The organism is Aestuariibaculum lutulentum, from assembly GCF_032926325.1.
Lineage (GTDB): Bacteria > Bacteroidota > Bacteroidia > Flavobacteriales > Flavobacteriaceae > Aestuariibaculum > Aestuariibaculum lutulentum.
Map to the genome: position 1 here is coordinate 422,151 of NZ_CP136709.1, position 18,425 is coordinate 440,575.

An 18,425-nucleotide genomic window follows, 5' to 3' on the forward strand; every position below is an offset into this window, starting at 1 on the left:
TTAACTAATTAACTAACTTTAGGATCAACAGCAACACTAGGACTCATAGTACTAGAAAGGAAAATACTTTTTACGTAAGTACCTTTAGCAGCAGTTGGCTTAAGTTTTATTAATGTTTGAATTAATTCATTTGCGTTATCTGCGATTTTATCAGCACTGAAAGATGCTTTTCCAATTGCAGCGTGAACGATACCAGTTTTATCAACTTTGAAGTCGATTTTACCAGCTTTCACTTCTGTTACAGCTTTAGCGATGTCCATAGTTACTGTACCAGTTTTTGGGTTAGGCATTAAACCACGAGGACCTAATACACGTCCTAATGGACCTAATTTACCCATAACACTTGGCATAGTGATGATAACATCTACGTCAGTCCATCCGTTCTTGATTTGATCAAGGTACTCATCTAAACCTACGTAATCTGCTCCAGCTTCTTTAGCTTCTGCTTCCTTATCTGGAGTTACTAATGCTAATACTTTCATGTCTTTACCAGTTCCGTGAGGTAATGATACTACCCCTCTTACCATCTGGTTAGCTTTACGAGGATCTACTCCTAAACGTACAGCGATATCAACTGAAGCGTCAAATTTAGTATTAGTAATTTCCTTTACTAACTCTGATGCTTCGTTAAGAGAGTAAATTCTCCCTTTTTCAATCTTTGCTAAAGCTTCTTTTTGCTTTCTTGTTAATCTTGCCATTTTCTAATGTTTTTAAAGATTAAGAAGGGAATTGACCTGTTACGGTGATACCCATTGATCTTGCTGTTCCAGCAACCATAGTCATAGCAGATTCTAATGTAAATGCATTTAAATCCTGCATTTTATCTTCTGCTATAGTCTTGATTTGATCCCATGAAACTTTAGCTACTTTTTTTCGGTTAGGCTCTCCTGAACCTTTTTTAATTTTGGCCGCTTCTAATAATTGTACTGCAGCTGGAGGAGTTTTAATAACGAAGTCGAAAGACTTGTCTTTATAAACCGAGATAACAACAGGTAAAACTTTTCCAGCTTTATCCTGAGTTCTAGCATTAAATTGCTTACAGAACTCCATGATGTTAACCCCAGCAGCACCTAAAGCGGGTCCAACCGGTGGCGACGGATTCGCAGCACCTCCCCGAACTTGTAACTTAACTACTTTACTTAATTCTTTTGCCATTTTTAATAATTTAGTGTGATAAACTTTTAGTTGGAAGCAAAAAGCCTATCCTTTTATATAGTGTAACAATTATTATACTTTTTCAACCTGCATATAGCTTAACTCTAATGGTGTCTTTCTTCCAAATATCTTAACCATTACTTCAAGCTTACGCTTTTCTTCATTTATTTTCTCGATAGTTCCATCAAACCCGTTGAATGGTCCATCGATAACTTTTACTGTTTCTCCTTTTGTAAAAGGAATAGCTACATTTGATGTTTCTTCAACAGATAACTCATCTACCTTACCTAACATTCTGTTTACTTCAGATTGTCTTAACGGCACAGGATCTCCTCCTTTTGTTTCACCTAAAAATCCAATTACGTTAGTAACTGATCTAATGATGTGAGGAACCTCTCCCGTTAGGTTGGCTTGAATCATAATATAGCCAGGAAAAAATACTTTTTCTTTGTGTGTCTTTTTTCCGTTTCTTATCTGAACAACACGTTCTGTAGGAACCAATACCTGATCAACATAATCCTGCATTCCTAAACGAGCGATTTCATTCTCGATATAGGTTTTAATTTTATTTTCTTGACCACTTACGGCTCTAACAACGTACCATTTTTTTTCACTCACCTCAGACATAAAATTTCAGTTTTCCCGTTAGTTAATCAGTTGAAAATAAAAAGCCATAAACTTGCTAAATACGGTATCAACTCCCCATATTGCTAAGGAAAATACGATAGAGAACACAGCCACTAAAACAGTTAAACTTTGTGCTTCTGCCCAAGTTGGCCAACTTACATTGTTTTTAAGTTCGCTAAATGATTCTTTTATGTAATTTACAATTCCAGCCATTTATTTATTTTTTATCAACAGATTAAAATTTCAGTTATTCGCTCTAAAAAAGCTACCCAAAACTCTTACATCCTTATTTATTGAAAGGAACCTAAAATTAAGTTCCTTATTGCACGGGTTGAGAGACTCGAACTCCCGACACCTGGTTTTGGAGACCAGTGCTCTACCAACTGAGCTAAACCCGTAGATATGTTAAGGTATCTGTATCTCTAAAGATACCTTAACATTATGTCTATTAAACTGTATTAGTCTAAAATCTCAGTTACCTGACCAGCACCTACAGTTCTACCACCTTCACGGATCGCGAAACGTAAACCTACGCTCATTGCGATTGGTTGAATTAATTCAACAGTGATAGTTAAGTTGTCTCCTGGCATAACCATCTCAACTCCTTCTGGTAAAGAAATGTTACCAGTTACGTCAGTTGTACGTACGTAGAACTGTGGACGGTAGTTGTTGTGGAATGGAGTGTGACGTCCACCTTCTTCTTTCTTAAGGATATAAACCTCAGCTTTGAATTGTTTGTGTGGAGTTACAGAACCTGGCTTAACGATAACCATACCTCTTGAGATTTGGTTTTTATCGATACCTCTTAGTAAGATACCAGCGTTATCTCCAGCTTCACCTCTATCTAAAATTTGACGGAACATCTCGATACCAGTGATAGTAGAAGTTAATTTCTCAGCACCCATACCAATGATTTCTACTGGATCTCCAGTTTTAGCAATACCTGTTTCGATACGACCTGTTGCTACAGTACCACGACCTGTAATAGAGAATACGTCTTCGATTGGCATTAAGAAAGGCTTATCGATCTCTCTTAATGGCTCTTCGATCCACTCATCACAAGCATCCATTAACGCCATAACAGTATCAACCCATTTTGCTTCACCATTTAAAGCTCCTAAAGCAGAACCTGAAATTACAGGACCATTATCTCCATCGTACTCATAGAAAGATAATAAATCTCTAACTTCCATTTCTACTAACTCTAATAACTCTTCATCGTCAACCATATCCACTTTGTTCATGAATACTACGATACGAGGAATACCTACCTGACGACCTAATAAGATGTGCTCACGAGTTTGTGGCATAGGACCATCAGTTGCAGCTACTACTAAGATAGCACCATCCATTTGCGCAGCTCCAGTTACCATGTTCTTAACGTAATCGGCGTGACCTGGACAGTCAACGTGTGCGTAGTGACGTTTTGCAGTTGAATATTCTACGTGAGATGTATTAATAGTAATACCTCTTTCTTTCTCTTCCGGAGCGTTATCAATTTGATCAAATGATTTCGCTTCTGATAAACCTGCATCAGCTAATACTTTAGTAATAGCAGCAGTTAAAGTTGTTTTACCGTGATCTACGTGTCCAATTGTACCAATATTTAAATGTGGTTTTGAACGATCGAAAGTTGCCTTTGCCATGTTTTTTAAATAATTTAATCTTAGTTATATAATAATATTAGTGTATTCTAATCTTTCTTCTTCTAAAATAGAGCCAATGACGAGATTTGAACTCGTGACCTCTTCCTTACCAAGGAAACGCTCTACCCCTGAGCTACACCGGCCTTAAATATTAGAGCGGGAGACCGGGTTCGAACCGGCGACATTCAGCTTGGAAGGCTGACGCTCTACCAACTGAGCTACTCCCGCAATTATTTAACAATTCCTTGTTTAGTTGAGACAAAATAAATTGTGGGGAGAGCAGGATTCGAACCTGCGAAGACATAGTCAGCAGATTTACAGTCTGCCCTCGTTGGCCGCTTGAGTATCTCCCCAATTTTACCTTATTTTATCTTACTTTATTTTAAAGAACTTGAGCCGATAGAGGGACTCGAACCCACGACCTGCTGATTACAAATCAGCTGCTCTAGCCAGCTGAGCTATATCGGCTTATTTTTTCCTTTTTTACGCATAAAAAAGTCCGCTATTTCTAACGGACTGCAAATGTATATATAAATTTCATTATTCAAAACATTTTTTGAAAAATATTTTCATAAATGTGCTCTTAATTTCTCTTTTCGCTTTTTAAGTTGTCTTTCTAACGATGCTGCAGCGGTATCTGCACCCTCTTCGAAGGTTTTGCATTGCTTTTTAACAACAAAACTATCACCGGGCACACTAAGCCTCACTTCAAATATTTTATTCTCTTTATCACTGGTATTTTCAACTTTTAAAAACACATCAGACTGAATGACTTTGTCATAAAACAAATCTAATTTATCCATACGCTTTTGGATAAAATCTATTAATTTTCTATCAGCATTAAAATTAACGGATTGCGTGTTTACTTTCATACTACTTAGTTTTTTGGTTAAACATTAATTCAAACTATTTCTTGCTTCTGGGATGTGTATTAACGTGCACTTTTTTTAACTCGGCAATACTATTATGTGTATAGACCTGAGTGGCCGCCAAACTCGTGTGCCCGAGAAGCTCTTTTACAGCATTTAAATCGGCACCTTGATTTAGTAAATGTGTTGCGAAAGAATGCCTTAGAATATGTGGACTCTTTTTTACCTTAGAAGATGCTTTACTAAAATAATCATTTATTATTCTGTAAACAAGTGTTTCGTATATTTTAGCACCTTTTTTTGTTAAAAAAAGAATTTCGTTGTCTACCACAATATCCAACGTATTTCGCACTTCTAAATACTGATGCAATGTTTTCAATACTGAACCTAATAACGGGAGGATGCGTTCTTTATTTCTTTTACCTAATACTTTTAACGTTTTATTATTATAGTCGATGCTGTTCATTTTTAACTGTACTAATTCAATGCGACGTATTCCGGTTGAATAAAATAACTCTATAATTAACTTGTCTCGTATCCCTTCAAAATCATCTTCGAAATTAAAATCTTCAAGCACCTGCTCTATTTCAGTTTCCGAAAACGGTACCTGTATTTTCTTTTTTGTTTTTAATGCTTTGTGTTTGACTAAAGGATTAACCTGAATGGTTTCGGTTTTTAGAAGAAACTTATAATAGGAATTTAAAGAGGATATTTTTCGGTTCACACTTCGGTTTGATAAGCCCTTTTCTACCAAAGTCACAATCCAAGCTCTTATTTGACCGTAATGAACTTCTTTAAGATGCTGCATTTGGTAATTGGTCTGAATAAATTCTAAAAATTCATTTAAATCGGTTTGATAGGCTTTTACCGTTAATGCCGAGTAATGCTTTTCTAACAACAAATAATCTATAAAAGACTTAAAGGGCATATGCTATTCTGGTTTATAATTACAAGGTACATAATTAAAATAAAAAATCGATTCAGATGATGCTATTCCCTGAATCGATTTTCTTTTTTCAACACAAATCATATGCTTGTTAAAACATTCCCCTTATACTTTTATACAGTAAAAAAATAACAACCAAACTTAACATTAACCCCAAACCTGCAAAAAGACTACTTGATTTTACTACAGGTTCTACACTTTGCATTTGAATTACTAACGGCTTAAAAGTTTCTGACCTTACATCTAAAGTAATTTCTCCCAACATAAGGCTATCGGCCTGATTGTTGAACACCTGATACACATCTATATCATGAGTCATCACTTCATGAATTACAGCATCGTAATTAAATGTAAACGTCTCTATTGGTATCTCTTTACTTGGCTCCAGCTTAAAATTTACAACCAGGAAAGGAATAACACCATGATGTCCTCCATAATGCGAATCGTCTTCATTAAAGGTAGAAAAAGAAAGCACATCAACCTTCCAATCCTGATTTTCACTTTGGACATGAACATGCTTTTGAAAGTATTCTTTCATAAAAGCTGTATCTATATGCTCTGGTTTTATTGTTTGTTTGATTGCAGACTCCAACTCTCCTAAAGGAAGCACAGCTTTTCCAATAATATCTGCTCCGTCTAGTTTTAAAGAAACTTTAGTTCCTGGTAAAGGATGTGCAAATGCATAGCAACTTATTAACAAGACGCCGCATAGCGTAATTATGTATTGCTTCAAATTAATTCCCGCCATAATCCCCATTTTTATCTCTCCATACTGAATGCGGATGTGGATCTGAAAGAATCACACCATTCTGAACACTAAATTCAATCCAAACCGAAGGGCCGTCTATGCGAACATAATCTCCTTTAGTAGTCATGGTTGTTGTTCCCGAATAAGACACATAGGTATTACTCAACTCGTTTTCATAAGTTGTTAAAATATCTGCAGCGTCATCATCAGCGATATCTAATACATAAGTTTTTATCGCTGCCATAACCAACTCCTGCTGAGCACTGGTTAAAGTTCCTACCTGAACACCAGAAGCCGTTGATGGAAAATTATCATCTGATTGCGGGCCACATAACAAATCGTTCCAAGTTCCACTTAACTTAGCAGTGGCTAATTCTGAGCTTGATAACCCTTCTAACATCTCTGAAAATGCATCGCGTTCTTGATTTAAAGGCTGATTAGATTCACTGTTGTAAGTAAAGGTTCCGTAAGGTTCTATACCTCTAAACGATGGTGTCGCCCCGACTAGCACGCCACCCTCATAAGTGTTAGCAAAAGCAAAATGATGCCCTCCAAACATAATCTCCCATAAGCCTGTTGCTGAAGGTGTTCCCAAAATAGCAATGTAATAATTTCCAGCACCATAACCACTACCTCCTCCTGCAGCATTCAAATAATCATCAGCATTTAGTGTCTGTTCAATCTCTTCCCAACCTTCATTACTTGTTGTTCCTGCGGCCGCTTTAATCAAAGCTTTCGCATAAGACACCTGAGTATCGGTCATTTCTCCAAAAGATAGCCCTGGTCGATTTCTGTAGATTGATTCAGGAAAATTAGACCACTTTTTAGCTGTGGTTGTACTGTAAGACAATTGCACCGTTGTTTGTTCTGATGAACTTAACTGCGATAGAAAGGCCTCTGCAATACAAACCAACTGATTGATGCCCGTCTCAGAATCACAGGTTGTAATATCTATAGGGTCGGCTGTTGTACTTCCTGTTTCCTCTTCTGTTTCCGAACTTGAACTTCCGTTATCACTACTACAGCTTAAAACCAACATAGGACACATGAGCATAATAACAACATAATTAAAAAATCTTTTCATAGTTTACTTAGTTTTAAATCAGGCTTCAATATTAATATCAAACTGATTGTCAAACTAATAAAACAGACCAACTCTAAAGATGTATAGACCAATCATCTAGAAGTTTCTTCGAAACAGATTTTACTAATCGTGATTTAAGGGCAAAAAAAATCCCGCTTAATTATTTAAGCGGGATTTTATGTATGAGTTAGAATCTATTAGATATCTTCTGCATCTCTAAGTCTTTGAATGTATTGTGCTTTTTGAATTTGCGCTCTACGTTCAACTGAAGGCTTTGTAAATTGCTTACGCGACTGTAATTGACGCTTAGCACCAGTTCTATCGAACTTTCTTTTAAAACGCTTTAGCGCTCTATCTATATTTTCTCCTTCTTTAATTGGTATAATTAACATAGTGTCTTAACCTCCTCTCTTTTAGCATTTCGGGCTGCAAATATAAAAAGTAATTTTTTATAAACAATTAAAAAAATAAAAAAAATAAAACCAGCTCAAATGAACTGGTTTTTATAGCTATATTTTTTTCAAAGACTGTCAAACTAACAATCTAGGTCGCTGGTTTATACTCCTTTTTATCAATCACTATTTTAGCTATAATTTCACGAAGAATCTCGGATGTTCCTCCTCCAATTGGTCCTAAACGGCTATCTCGTAACAAACGTGCCATTGGATAATCTTCCATGTAACCATAACCTCCTAAAAACTGTAGACACTGATAGATAACGTCATCTGCCATTTTTGTCGATTTTAATTTAGACATGGTTGCATGTTTTACAACATACTCACCTTTATTTAATCGAAAAGCAACGGAATAGTTAAACTCTTTACAGATTTCCATTTCAGTATATAAATCGGCCAGAGAATGACGTAAAGCCTGGAATTGATCAATAGACTTCCCAAAAGCCATACGCTCTGACATATATTGTAACGCATACTCTAAAGCAAACTCGGCTCTGGCATGGGCATTGATTCCCATAATTAAGCGCTCTAAAGAAAAGTGCTGCATAATATATGCAAACCCTTTATTCTCCTCCCCCATTAAATTAGTTACAGGAACTTTTACATTATCGAAAGCAATTTCGGCAGTATCTGAAGCTCTCCAACCTAATTTATCCAGTTTGGTTGCTGTAATACCTGCAGTTTCACGATCAACCACAAAAATACTTACTCCTTTATTTCCTAACTCCGGATTGGTTTTAGCAGCAACAATTAAATAATCGCTATACACCCCATTGGTAATAAACGTTTTTGACCCGTTTAAAATATAATGATCTCCTTCTTTATTTGCTGTAGTTCGCATACCCGCCACATCACTTCCCCCAAAAGGCTCTGTAATACACAGGCATCCTATTTTATCTCCAGAAATACTAGGTGCTAAATACTTTTCTTTAATAGACTCATCGCCCTCTGCATTTAGGTGTGTCATGGCTAAATACATATGGGCCCAAATAGCAGCAGCAAATCCGCCAGAATTAATTTTCTGAAGTTCCTCTAAAAGAATTACAGTATAAAATAAATCTAAATTTAAACCACCATAAGCTTCCGGATAATTGATTCCGAAGAATCCCATATCTCCAAATTTCTTCCAAATGAATCTATCGATGGTTCCGGTTTTCTCCCAGTTTTCTATATGAGGTACAACTTCTTTTTGTAAAAAATCTTGAAGGCTTTTTCTAAAAAGGTGATGTTCTTCGGTGAAGTACATACTATTCATTAATCTGTCTTTTTTTTCAATCGAGCGACAAATATAATTTAATTATATCTATTTTATTAATAGGAAAGCCTTTAACTTTTGTTAATTCGTCTATCGATTTGTAGCCCTCACGCAACTGTCGCTGTTCAATAATACGATAAGCTAAATCGTAATCGATATGCTGAATGGTAACTAATTGTTCCAACGTAGCGGTATTTACATTTATTTTCTCAAAGTTCCGTGGTGTTTTCACAGTAAATTCGGAAGTGATACGCTGAATAACTTCAGGTGTTAAACCGTAAACATCCTCCAACTGAATATCTGCAATAAACCCTCCCGGGAATTTGTTTCTGAATTTTACAATGCGATCAGATAAAACATCTCCAACCCCATTAACCGTTTTCAACTGCGCCGCTGTTGCTTTGTTTAAATCTAGCTTTTCGGCAAATGTCTTCTCTTGTTTGACATATGCTGAAAGAACACTTGGTTTTGGATTACTTACCCACTCGGGAAATTTAAAATAAGGAGACAATGCATTTAAAAGCGAATCGGATACCTGAGTGACCTTTTGAAAATCTTCAACGGAATTTATCCACTTGTTTTGTTTCCTATGGTTTAATAATCGATCGATTTCTTCGTTTGTCATCCCTAGCTGAGCCCCTTTATAATCGGTAATGTAATTAGGATTGAACGGATAAATCTTAGGTTTGCTTTCTTCAAGTTGAACCAAACGAAGCGAATCCAGTTCCTGAGTAAAGGCTTCTAATGCCTCTTGATTTACCAAAACATCCTGAGACGGCGGGCGGTTAACAAACAAATATCCCACCTGAAGAACTACGATAATTAATAGCAATAAAAAAATCCCATTTCGCTGTTTTTTAGTAAACGTGAAATGGGATTTCATATTGAGTTAGTTTTTAGTTTTACATATGCTTGGTAAGATCTTCAGCCCCCTCTTCAAGAGCGTCTTCTTTTACAGTAATAGCTCTCATGTATTTTCTCAATTCTTTTCTAATAATTGGCGATAGCACAACAACACCGATAATGTTTGGCACTACCATTGCGAAAATCATTGCATCAGAGAAATCAATTACCGCTCCAAGGCTGATAGACGATCCTACGATTACGAAAAATAAGAATAATATTTTATATATTAAATCGGTTTTCTTACCCTTTCCGAATAAAAACACCCAACCTTGCATACCATAGTAAGACCAAGATACCATTGTTGAGAAAGCGAATAAGATTACTGCAATGGTTAAGATAATTGAGAAGTGAGGAATAACAGAGTCGAAAGCAGTTGCTGTTAACTCTACACCTTCCTTAATTGGCACGCCGTATTCCATGAATGCACCATCGAAGTTAGTAATTACAATAACTAAAGCTGTCATGGTACAAATAACAACGGTATCAACAAACGGTTCTAAAAGTGCTACAATACCTTCACTTGCAGGATACTTTGTTCTTACTGCCGAGTGCGCAATCGCCGCACTACCTACACCAGCTTCATTAGAAAAGGCTCCTCTTCTAACCCCTTGAATCATAACACCAACTAATCCACCGGCAATACCTAATCCAGAAAATGCGCCTTCAAATATTAACATGAAAGCATCATCTATTAAATGCCAGTTAGCGCCCAAAATAATTAAAGCCGCAAACACATAGATTCCAGCCATAAAAGGCACTACTTTTTCGGTTACCGAAGCAATACGCTTAATACCTCCGATAATTACAACCGCAACCAAAGCTGCCATAATAAAGCCGAAATACATTCCTGCATTTTCACTTTGTAAATTGAATAATTTAGTAAACTGCGCTGCAGCCTGATTCGCCTGGAACATGTTTCCTCCACCGAAAGAACCTCCTACGACGAAAATAGCGAAAACTACGGCTAATACTTTTCCTAGTGGTTTCATACCTTTTTCAGCAAAACCTTTGGTTAAGTAATACATTGGTCCTCCGTAAACAGTTCCATCTTCACCTACATCCCTATATTTAACCCCTAAAGTACACTCTGCAAATTTAGAAGCCATCCCTAAAAGACCAGCTACTATCATCCAGAAAGTTGCACCAGGACCACCAATAGATAAGGCCACGGCTACCCCAGCTATATTTCCTAAACCTACTGTGGCCGATAAAGCTGCCGTTAAGGCCTGGAAGTGTGACACCTCACCATGAACACTGTCATCTCTTAAGGTTTCAATAATGTTATGCTCCTCATTGTGAGTCATATCACCATATAATGTATCTGCTCCATGTTTCTCGATGTCTTCATACTTTCCTTTAACAACAAGTAAAGCCGTTCTGAAACCTGTAAAGTTTATAAACTTAAAATAAAAGGTAAAGAACAAAGCGCCTCCAATTAACACAATTAACACCCAAGGAATACGGTAGTCGTCAGAAAATGGAATTTCATAAAAAATACCTTCAACGAACCACCCGGTATATTCTTTGAAAACGCGGTCGAATTTTTCCGAAGTTGACTCTTGTGCAAATGATAAAATTGGAAGTATTAATGTTAATAGGGAAAGAAGATATCTCTTCATAAGATAATTTTTTAGATTAAGTTTTTTGAAGTATTCTTATTAAAAGTCGGCAAGATGCTAAAAAAAAATCGATTTCTAAAACATCTGTTGTTAAAATAGTAATATAGGGTAAAATAGTAGCTTCGTTAGCTAATATTATATACACTGTTAAGGGTTTCAATCTGTTCCGGTCTTCCTAAAACAATAATTTTAGAATTCGCGGCCAATTCCATCTCTGCCTCAGGATTTACAACATATTCTCCGTTTTCATCTTTATACCCAATAATGGTACAACCTGTTCTACGACGCAGGTCTAAGTCCCGAATGGTTTTTACCGATTGGTCATCACGATATAGTTTTTCAACAGCCACCTCTTCAATATTAATATTTGATTTTCCAACAATTGAAAGATTATCAATAAACTCCATCAATCCAGGAACAACCACCAAAGACGCCATATGATCACCTCCTATTTTATCTGGTAGAATGACATTATTCGCTCCGGCGAATTTTAATTTATTATAAGATGATTCGTGTGACGCACGACTGATAATATTTATACCACTATTAATTTGGCGCGTTGAAAGCACAACAAACAAATTATCGGCATCGTTAGGTAATGCTGAAATAAAACTGGACGCACGGTCAATCCCTGCCTGAATTAAAATAGCATCGTCATTAGCGTTACCTATAATATAAGGCACTTCATCCTGCTGCAAACGCTCCTCCAGTTCCTTGTTTCTTTCTATAACCACAAACTGTTTATTATGCGCTAACAATTTTCTTGCAGCTTGTTTACCATTTCTTCCATAGCCACAAATCACCACATGATTCTTAAAGCTATCAATGTTTTTCTGCATCTTTTTTTGTTTTAGTTCTTCAACATTATTTTTACTTAAAATGTATTCGGTTATAACGGAAAGTGCATAACCCATAATCACCACACTGGCTAAGATTAAAAATACCGTAAAAATTTTTGATTCCTGATTTAAAGGCACCACTTCTCCAAAACCTACGGTAGTCATAGTAATCACCGTCATGTAAACAGCGTCAATCCATGAGTAATTGGCAATTATTTTATAACCAATAACTCCTAAAACTATCATTCCTGCTAAAAGAAAAATAGCCGTGTAAATTTTAGTTCTAAAAAATTTCAATAGTGGATTCATCTGTTAGATTTTATGGGTTTTAAGACAGATGTAACTCATTCAAAAATATATTAAAAAATTAATTTTATAAATCGAAAACCGAAGAGCGCTTGGTATACAATAAATCCTTGATACGAATCCAAAACGCTAAAAACAAATACAATGCAAAACCAAATCCTAAAGTAACAAAAGTTAGATACATAAACGATATTCTCACCACTTTAGCTCGTATGCCTAAACGATCGGCAATACGCTGACAAACGTAATACCCATGCTTTTGAAAAAACAATAATGGTTTGTAAACTGTATTCATTTTTTCCTTTTTCTATTTATTAATCCCTGTCGCAATTTAGTTATAAAGTTTGACAAATAAACAATACTATGCCTGTTACGCTTAACAAACCTATACCCCTTACTCCTATCCAATATTTTTCACTATCAATTTATTGCCAATACTACACGCTAAACATTTATTTTTATCGCAATATTCGGTTTTAAGCTGAATGAGCGCCTGCGACTGGAATGATGATTTGGATATTTTTTTCAAATTATTAAACGCCTCTACAATAGAGTTCTTCTCTGATTTAATTTCTGAAGCTATTCGTAAAACTTCTTCATCAACCTCTTTTCCTTGTGCCTTTGCATAGCAAAACTTTAAAGGTAACACAGTATTAATAAGCAATAAATCGATGAAAGATTTGGTTAAAACTTTTGCCGAAGGTTTTGATTCCTTATCGAAAGTGTAGTGCGTTTTCCAAAACTCTGAAGTCGCTACCTTAAACAATTCATAATACTCCTCTACATTATCAATCTCAATAACTTTTGAAAACAAGGTTTTATGAGTTACGTATAATCCAGCTAATTGCGACAACCGAATGGTTGGAAAATTTAAAGGGCGTAATCTAAAATATTGTACTGGCAATACCGATTGATTTGTTAAACCGAATTTCTGTTTTAAAAAACGATACTCTTTTACTAAATTTTGATAATAACTACTTTGAATATCCCTTTCCAATAAACCGGCCTGACCAAAAAATAAAGCTTCAAGAGCGATTTCATGTGTTTGAGATTTCCGTACAACCGAATATTCTACCGACTGCGCCATACTTAAAAATGCTTCCCCATTCACTTTAAGTCCGAAATTTTTAGCCAGCATAATAAACAGAACGGCTTCCCAGTCGTTTTTGGTTTCCTCTAAAAGCTTGTGAATGGTTTTCGATTTGCGCTCTAAACGTTCAAAATACAAACGCTCTAACCAATGACTTAAATCAAAATCGTTAACCGAAGCAAAATCATTTTCACAATTAATCCACTTATCTCCTTTCGAAAATAAATTATTATAGCTGCTTAAAGTTTCCTGAGAAATAAAGTCTTTTAAAACCAAAGTTGGAATACTGGTGTTGTTTTTCCTGAAAATTTCTGTATCATGCTCCCAAACCACATGAAGAATAACATTATCGTAAGCAGGATCTTGCTCATGATTATGCAAATACCAATCGGAAGACTTTACATGGATTTCTACATTTCCAGCCCAAAGCTGCCCTCCTATTTTTATCTGCGCATTAAAAAAATCTGGGCCAGAGTTTAAATTATGCTCACCAACAGAAGAAATAAAAACAGGTTCCTTCCGAGTCGTTTTCAACGGACTTAACTGAAACTTTTTATGTTTCCATAAATAATGTAGAAAGTCTTCACGCATATACTAATGTAAAACTTTTTTGACGAAATTTATAACACACATCCCAATTAAAGTTGGTAAATTTGAGTAAACATTATATCTCCATGGAAGAATTAACACTTACCACACCAGCAGTCTTATTTTCAGCTATTTCATTAATCATGTTAGCTTACACCAACCGTTTTTTAGCTTATGCTGCAACCATTAGGGATTTACACAGTAAATATCAAAAAAATAAAGACCGTGTGCTCTACGCCCAAATTAAAAACATTAAAACACGATTGTACCTTACCCGATCGATGCAAATTTTTGGCATTAGCAGCTTATTACTTTGTGTCTTGACTATGTTTTTAATTTACATACAACAACACACGGCTGCCGTTTGGGTCTTCGGAATTGCTTTAATCCTTCTTATTATATCGCTTTCTTTATTGATTATGGAAATTCAAATTTCTGTAAAGGCTTTAGAACATCATATTAGTGATATTGAGAAAGAATAGTGAATAGTAAAGTATGGTAGCACTTCTCGTTTTTCACTTTTGTTTGCGTTAGGGGTTGAAGCGGTATCCTTTTGCTTTTGCAAAAGATATAGCTGAAGACCCGACCCGAAGGGTAACGCCCAAATTATTCGAACCTAATAGCTTTAACCGGAGATATTCTGGTAATGATGTAAGACGGCACCAATAACATAAACAAACACAGAAGAAGGGTGCCAATGTTTAAGGCTAAAATATATCCTACATTAATATAAACTGGTGCTTCGGTTACGTAATAAACACTTGGGTCTAACGGAAATAATTTCAAATATTTTTGAGCCAGAAGAAGTGTTAAACCAATTAGATTTCCCCAGAATAACCCCAAAAGAATGAGGTAACTGGCATTAAATAAAAATAGTTTTCTAATACTCCAGTTATTACTCCCCAAGGCTTTTAAAATACCGATCATTTGTGTACGCTCCAGAATTAAAACCAGCAATGCGGTTATCATATTAATGCCTGCTACTAAAATCATGATTCCAATGATACCATAGATATTGGTATCGAAAATACCTATCCACTCAAAAATAGAAGCGTACTTATCGGTTATCGTCTGACTATTTAAAGTAGATGGTGTGTTCTGATAAATTTCTATACCCTTTTGCTGAATTTGATTATAATCATCAATAAAAACTTCGAAATTACCAACCTGATCTTCATCCCATTTATTGATACGTTGAATGTGTCTAATATTCCCAATTAAATACTGGGCATCTAAATCCTGAAAACCGGAATTATAAATACCTACAATATGGAAGGTTATAATATTTGGCAACTTTTCCGGGTCGTCCTTTGGGAATACCATTTGAAATTTATCGCCTAACTTAAACTTTAATCGATTGGCCAGATATTCAGAGATTAAAACTTCTTCACTCCATTTCTTTGTAAAATTTGGTAATTGCCCCTCAATTAAAAAGTCCTTAAAATACTCCCAATCGTAATCGGCTCCCACGCCTTTAAGATAAGCACCTTCAAAATCGGTTTCGGTACGAATCACACCAAATTTTGCCGCCACGGCCTGCACATGTTTTACACCTTCAACCGAAGTAAACTCTGGATAAAAATCTTGATGTTTAGAAATAGGATACAGACTCTCCTGCGAATTATTGCTATCGTAATTGGTAATCGTTACATGCCCATTAAAGGCCACCACCTTATCTCGTATTTTTTGCTGAAGCCCAATACCGGTTGCAATGGCGATCATCATCACTACAATTCCAATGGTAATTGCCGCTATACCAATTTTTATTATTGGTGCCGATACACTACTTTTATACGCTTTGCTACCAATAATGCGTTTAGCTATAAAATACTCGTAATTCAAAATTATATATGCGATTTAATGTTTTCAAAAATACAGTTTTATTATTTGTTTTAGTCATGATTTCCTGTGCGAATAAAAAAGGTGATAAAAAGCCCGAACATTTGCCCTCAGAACAAACAGAAAAACAGGAGATTCTGAAACATGTTCAGAATGCCAACACTATAATTGTTGGCGCCAATCAAACTGAAAACTACTTACCACTCCTACAAGAGAAACGTATTGGCATTGTCGCCAACCAAACCTCTGTTATTTTTAAAACGGATAATTCATATACGCATCTGGTTGACTCTTTAGCTGCTTTAAAAGTTAATGTGAAAACCGTTTTTGCACCAGAACACGGCTTTAGAGGTCAGGCTGATGCCGGCGAGCACGTTAAAGACGGTATCGATAAAAAAACCGGGATTCCTATTATTTCACTTTATGGTGATAACAAAAAACCAAAACCGGAACAACTTAACAATTTAGACTTGGTTATTTTCGATATTCAGGATGTTGGTGCCCGTTTTTACACGTACATCTCCACCTTGCATTATGTTATGGAAGCCTGTGCCGAACAAAATATTCCTGTGCTTATTTTAGATCGACCAAACCCAAACGGACACTATATTGACGGGCCCACTTTAGACATTAAAAACAAAAGCTTTGTGGGCATGCATCCTATTCCTGTTGTTCACGGTATGACCATTGGGGAATATGCAAAAATGATTAATGGAGAACAATGGCTTGAAAAAGGTATTCAATGTGAATTAAATGTAATTCCTGTCAAGAATTATACACATCAAACACCTTACAGCCTACCTATTAAACCGAGTCCGAATTTACCAAATGAGGTAGCTATTAATCTCTACCCAAGTCTTTGCTTTTTTGAAGGCACAAACGTTAATGCCGGTCGCGGAACTAATAATCAATTTCAGGTTTTTGGCAGTCCGTTTTTAAATTCTGAAGTCTTTAAATATAGTTACACTCCAAAATCTAACGAAGGGGCAAAATACCCAAAACATGAAAACAAATTATGTTACGGCATGAATCTAACGCAAACTCAACCTTTAAATCATTTAAATCTACAATGGCTGATTAAGGCTTATCAGAACACAAAAGACAAGTCTGCCTTTTTCAACAATTTCTTTATTAAATTGGCTGGAACCGATAAACTTCAGCAACAAATTGAAGCCGGTTTAACTAATGAAGCTATTGAAGCTACTTGGCAAAACGATTTAATTAAATTCAAACAAACACGAAAAAAGTATCTCCTTTATAATTAAAGACCATGAAATTACTGTTTGCCCCTATATTCCTTTTTTCGGTTTTCATAACTGTTGCCCAAACTGAACCAGCAAGGATTCAAAAAGCACAGACCATTGCCAACGACTTCCTGAAAAAAGAACATATTCCGGGCATGGCGATTTCGGTGTCGCACAACGGTAAATTAATTTGGTCTGAAGGGTTTGGTTATTCTAATCTAAAAACAAAAACACCTGTAAAACCAAATGAAACCATTTTTCGAATTGCCAGTATTTCAAAATCGGTTACAGCCGTTACTTTAGGTAAACTCGTTGATGATGGCATCATAGATTTAAATGAAAGTGTTTACTACTATCTGCCTGACTACCCAGTAAAAAAATACGATTTTACAGTGAAACAACTGGCTGGAAACATCTCCGGTATTCGTCATTATAAAAACAATAAAGAATATGCTTTAAATAAAAAAATGGGCATCACAGAAGGACTTAATCTCTTTAAACAGGACCCCTTACTTTGGAAACCAGGAACAAAATACCGATACTCCAGCTTAGGTTTTGTATTATTAAGCGAGGTCATACAAACAGCTGCTAAAATTCCTTTTAAAAATTTAGTATGTGATTCTGTTTTTTCCCCACTAAAAATGCATCATACCAGCATGGAATTTTCAGATGCTCCTGTTCAAAACCTAACTAACTTTCATAAGTTAAATATTGCAGGTAAACCTGTAGAATCAAAACCTGTCTCTAACGAATATAAGGTAGGTGCCGGCGGTTTTCTATCAACATCGGAAGACATAATTTTATTCGGAAATGAATTTATCACGCCTAAAATTATTACCCAAAAAACACTCTCCAAACTTACTACCTCGCAACGCCTTGGCAATGGTTATAAAACAGGTTATGGCATGGGACTTTCTATTAGAACATCAATTAATAATACACCAAAATACTACCACACAGGTGGCGGCATGGGATCCTCCAGTATTTTATGCGTCTATCCAGATGAAGGAATTGTTATCTGTGTTTTAACCAACCTTAGCGGTGTAAGTATGGTAGAATTTGGCAATGCTTTGGAAGAAGTTTTTCTGAAATAAAACCACTAAATAATTTTCATTTAATTTAAAAAATTACAGCCTTCAAGGAAAACAGCTACAAGCTATAGTTTTAAACTATTCTATTTTATGAAACTTTTAACTGTAACCATCTCTG

General features: G+C 35.7%; 20 protein-coding genes and 5 tRNA genes. 3 read left to right on the forward strand and 22 right to left on the reverse strand.

All coding sequences use genetic code 11. The annotated features are described in order from the left end of the window. Positions 1-8: 8 nt before the first annotated feature. The 21 genes from rplA to R1X58_RS01895 form a co-directional block, all read right to left on the reverse strand. Positions 9-698, reverse strand: coding sequence for a 50S ribosomal protein L1 (gene rplA, locus R1X58_RS01795; RefSeq protein ID WP_240571637.1), 690 nt, complete (start codon positions 696-698; stop codon positions 9-11). Positions 699-717: 19 nt separating this feature from the next. Continuing rightward, positions 718-1,155 carry a 50S ribosomal protein L11 gene (gene rplK, locus R1X58_RS01800; protein ID WP_240571638.1) on the reverse strand — a complete coding sequence of 146 codons (438 nt, stop codon included), beginning with the start codon at positions 1,153-1,155 and terminating at the stop codon, positions 718-720. A gap of 72 nt (positions 1,156-1,227) precedes the next feature. After that, positions 1,228-1,782, reverse strand: a complete 555-nt coding sequence (gene nusG, locus R1X58_RS01805; protein WP_240571639.1) for a transcription termination/antitermination protein NusG — start codon at positions 1,780-1,782, stop codon at positions 1,228-1,230. A gap of 18 nt (positions 1,783-1,800) precedes the next feature. Then, on the reverse strand, positions 1,801-1,995 hold the full coding sequence (gene secE, locus R1X58_RS01810) for a preprotein translocase subunit SecE (RefSeq protein WP_188215006.1): 195 nt from the start codon (positions 1,993-1,995) through the stop codon (positions 1,801-1,803). 112 nt (positions 1,996-2,107) lie between these two features. Further along, positions 2,108-2,180, reverse strand: a tRNA-Trp gene (locus R1X58_RS01815). A gap of 60 nt (positions 2,181-2,240) precedes the next feature. After that, positions 2,241-3,428: an elongation factor Tu gene (gene tuf, locus R1X58_RS01820; RefSeq protein WP_240571641.1), complete on the reverse strand. Its 1,188-nt coding sequence runs from the start codon at positions 3,426-3,428 to the stop codon at positions 2,241-2,243. Positions 3,429-3,499: 71 nt separating this feature from the next. After that, positions 3,500-3,571 (reverse strand) — tRNA-Thr (locus R1X58_RS01825). A gap of 12 nt (positions 3,572-3,583) precedes the next feature. Beyond that, positions 3,584-3,656 (reverse strand) — tRNA-Gly (locus R1X58_RS01830). Between the two features lie 43 nt (positions 3,657-3,699). Then, a tRNA-Tyr gene (locus R1X58_RS01835) sits at positions 3,700-3,781 on the reverse strand. 41 nt (positions 3,782-3,822) lie between these two features. Further along, positions 3,823-3,896, reverse strand: a tRNA-Thr gene (locus tag R1X58_RS01840). A 101-nt stretch (positions 3,897-3,997) separates the two neighbouring features. Beyond that, a complete protein-coding gene (gene hpf, locus R1X58_RS01845; RefSeq protein ID WP_240571643.1) occupies positions 3,998-4,300 on the reverse strand; it encodes a ribosome hibernation-promoting factor, HPF/YfiA family in 303 nt (100 codons plus the stop codon). 34 nt (positions 4,301-4,334) lie between these two features. After that, complete coding sequence (locus R1X58_RS01850) at positions 4,335-5,225, reverse strand: tyrosine-type recombinase/integrase (protein WP_240571646.1); 891 nt, start codon at positions 5,223-5,225, stop codon at positions 4,335-4,337. 109 nt (positions 5,226-5,334) lie between these two features. After that, on the reverse strand, positions 5,335-5,991 hold the full coding sequence (locus R1X58_RS01855; protein ID WP_240571648.1) for a hypothetical protein: 657 nt from the start codon (positions 5,989-5,991) through the stop codon (positions 5,335-5,337). Beyond that, positions 5,978-7,075: a DUF3500 domain-containing protein gene (locus R1X58_RS01860; protein ID WP_240571649.1), complete on the reverse strand. Its 1,098-nt coding sequence runs from the start codon at positions 7,073-7,075 to the stop codon at positions 5,978-5,980. The genes R1X58_RS01855 and R1X58_RS01860 overlap by 14 nt, the downstream gene beginning before the upstream one ends. 197 nt (positions 7,076-7,272) lie before the next feature. Beyond that, the gene (gene rpsU, locus R1X58_RS01865) at positions 7,273-7,467 is read right to left on the reverse strand and encodes a 30S ribosomal protein S21 (protein ID WP_240571650.1); all 195 of its coding nucleotides are present in this window, start codon (positions 7,465-7,467) and stop codon (positions 7,273-7,275) included. A 151-nt stretch (positions 7,468-7,618) separates the two neighbouring features. Further along, on the reverse strand, positions 7,619-8,785 hold the full coding sequence (locus R1X58_RS01870) for an acyl-CoA dehydrogenase family protein (RefSeq protein WP_240571651.1): 1,167 nt from the start codon (positions 8,783-8,785) through the stop codon (positions 7,619-7,621). 16 nt (positions 8,786-8,801) lie between these two features. Continuing rightward, the gene (locus R1X58_RS01875) at positions 8,802-9,668 is read right to left on the reverse strand and encodes a ComEA family DNA-binding protein (RefSeq protein WP_240571652.1); all 867 of its coding nucleotides are present in this window, start codon (positions 9,666-9,668) and stop codon (positions 8,802-8,804) included. A 19-nt stretch (positions 9,669-9,687) separates the two neighbouring features. Further along, positions 9,688-11,310 (reverse strand): alanine/glycine:cation symporter family protein, encoded by a 1,623-nt coding sequence (locus R1X58_RS01880; RefSeq protein WP_240571653.1) that lies wholly within the window; start codon positions 11,308-11,310, stop codon positions 9,688-9,690. Positions 11,311-11,435: 125 nt separating this feature from the next. Then, positions 11,436-12,458: a potassium channel family protein gene (locus tag R1X58_RS01885; protein ID WP_240571654.1), complete on the reverse strand. Its 1,023-nt coding sequence runs from the start codon at positions 12,456-12,458 to the stop codon at positions 11,436-11,438. A gap of 64 nt (positions 12,459-12,522) precedes the next feature. Beyond that, positions 12,523-12,750, reverse strand: coding sequence for a PspC domain-containing protein (locus tag R1X58_RS01890; protein WP_240571655.1), 228 nt, complete (start codon positions 12,748-12,750; stop codon positions 12,523-12,525). A 105-nt stretch (positions 12,751-12,855) separates the two neighbouring features. Then, entirely contained in the window at positions 12,856-14,136 is a 1,281-nt protein-coding gene (locus R1X58_RS01895; RefSeq protein ID WP_240571656.1) for a DUF2851 family protein, read from the reverse strand. Positions 14,137-14,219: 83 nt separating this feature from the next. Between R1X58_RS01895 and R1X58_RS01900 the strand changes: the two genes are divergently transcribed. Next, positions 14,220-14,615, forward strand: a complete 396-nt coding sequence (locus R1X58_RS01900) for a DUF2721 domain-containing protein (RefSeq protein ID WP_240572667.1) — start codon at positions 14,220-14,222, stop codon at positions 14,613-14,615. A gap of 124 nt (positions 14,616-14,739) precedes the next feature. Here the strand turns inward: R1X58_RS01900 and R1X58_RS01905 are convergent, their stop codons facing one another. Beyond that, positions 14,740-15,975, reverse strand: coding sequence for an ABC transporter permease (locus tag R1X58_RS01905; RefSeq protein ID WP_240571657.1), 1,236 nt, complete (start codon positions 15,973-15,975; stop codon positions 14,740-14,742). Between the two features lie 8 nt (positions 15,976-15,983). On the opposite strand from R1X58_RS01905, the gene R1X58_RS01910 reads away from it, so the two are divergent. Both R1X58_RS01910 and R1X58_RS01915 read left to right on the forward strand, forming a co-directional pair. Beyond that, positions 15,984-17,237 carry an exo-beta-N-acetylmuramidase NamZ family protein gene (locus tag R1X58_RS01910; RefSeq protein ID WP_240571658.1) on the forward strand — a complete coding sequence of 418 codons (1,254 nt, stop codon included), beginning with the start codon at positions 15,984-15,986 and terminating at the stop codon, positions 17,235-17,237. A 5-nt stretch (positions 17,238-17,242) separates the two neighbouring features. Next, positions 17,243-18,310 carry a serine hydrolase domain-containing protein gene (locus R1X58_RS01915; protein ID WP_240571660.1) on the forward strand — a complete coding sequence of 356 codons (1,068 nt, stop codon included), beginning with the start codon at positions 17,243-17,245 and terminating at the stop codon, positions 18,308-18,310. Positions 18,311-18,425: the final 115 nt, after the last annotated feature.

Coding starts and splice junctions, on each gene's coding strand:
- rplA (WP_240571637.1), bottom strand. CDS start 698: ATGGCAAGATTAACAAGAAAGCAAAAAGAAGCTTTAGCAAAGATTGAA.
- rplK (WP_240571638.1), bottom strand. CDS start 1,155: ATGGCAAAAGAATTAAGTAAAGTAGTTAAGTTACAAGTTCGGGGAGGT.
- nusG (WP_240571639.1), bottom strand. CDS start 1,782: ATGTCTGAGGTGAGTGAAAAAAAATGGTACGTTGTTAGAGCCGTAAGT.
- secE (WP_188215006.1), bottom strand. CDS start 1,995: ATGGCTGGAATTGTAAATTACATAAAAGAATCATTTAGCGAACTTAAA.
- tuf (WP_240571641.1), bottom strand. CDS start 3,428: ATGGCAAAGGCAACTTTCGATCGTTCAAAACCACATTTAAATATTGGT.
- hpf (WP_240571643.1), bottom strand. CDS start 4,300: ATGAAAGTAAACACGCAATCCGTTAATTTTAATGCTGATAGAAAATTA.
- R1X58_RS01850 (WP_240571646.1), bottom strand. CDS start 5,225: ATGCCCTTTAAGTCTTTTATAGATTATTTGTTGTTAGAAAAGCATTAC.
- R1X58_RS01855 (WP_240571648.1), bottom strand. CDS start 5,991: ATGGCGGGAATTAATTTGAAGCAATACATAATTACGCTATGCGGCGTC.
- R1X58_RS01860 (WP_240571649.1), bottom strand. CDS start 7,075: ATGAAAAGATTTTTTAATTATGTTGTTATTATGCTCATGTGTCCTATG.
- rpsU (WP_240571650.1), bottom strand. CDS start 7,467: ATGTTAATTATACCAATTAAAGAAGGAGAAAATATAGATAGAGCGCTA.
- R1X58_RS01870 (WP_240571651.1), bottom strand. CDS start 8,785: ATGAATAGTATGTACTTCACCGAAGAACATCACCTTTTTAGAAAAAGC.
- R1X58_RS01875 (WP_240571652.1), bottom strand. CDS start 9,668: ATGAAATCCCATTTCACGTTTACTAAAAAACAGCGAAATGGGATTTTT.
- R1X58_RS01880 (WP_240571653.1), bottom strand. CDS start 11,310: ATGAAGAGATATCTTCTTTCCCTATTAACATTAATACTTCCAATTTTA.
- R1X58_RS01885 (WP_240571654.1), bottom strand. CDS start 12,458: ATGAATCCACTATTGAAATTTTTTAGAACTAAAATTTACACGGCTATT.
- R1X58_RS01890 (WP_240571655.1), bottom strand. CDS start 12,750: ATGAATACAGTTTACAAACCATTATTGTTTTTTCAAAAGCATGGGTAT.
- R1X58_RS01895 (WP_240571656.1), bottom strand. CDS start 14,136: ATGCGTGAAGACTTTCTACATTATTTATGGAAACATAAAAAGTTTCAG.
- R1X58_RS01900 (WP_240572667.1), top strand. CDS start 14,220: ATGGAAGAATTAACACTTACCACACCAGCAGTCTTATTTTCAGCTATT.
- R1X58_RS01910 (WP_240571658.1), top strand. CDS start 15,984: ATGCGATTTAATGTTTTCAAAAATACAGTTTTATTATTTGTTTTAGTC.
- R1X58_RS01915 (WP_240571660.1), top strand. CDS start 17,243: ATGAAATTACTGTTTGCCCCTATATTCCTTTTTTCGGTTTTCATAACT.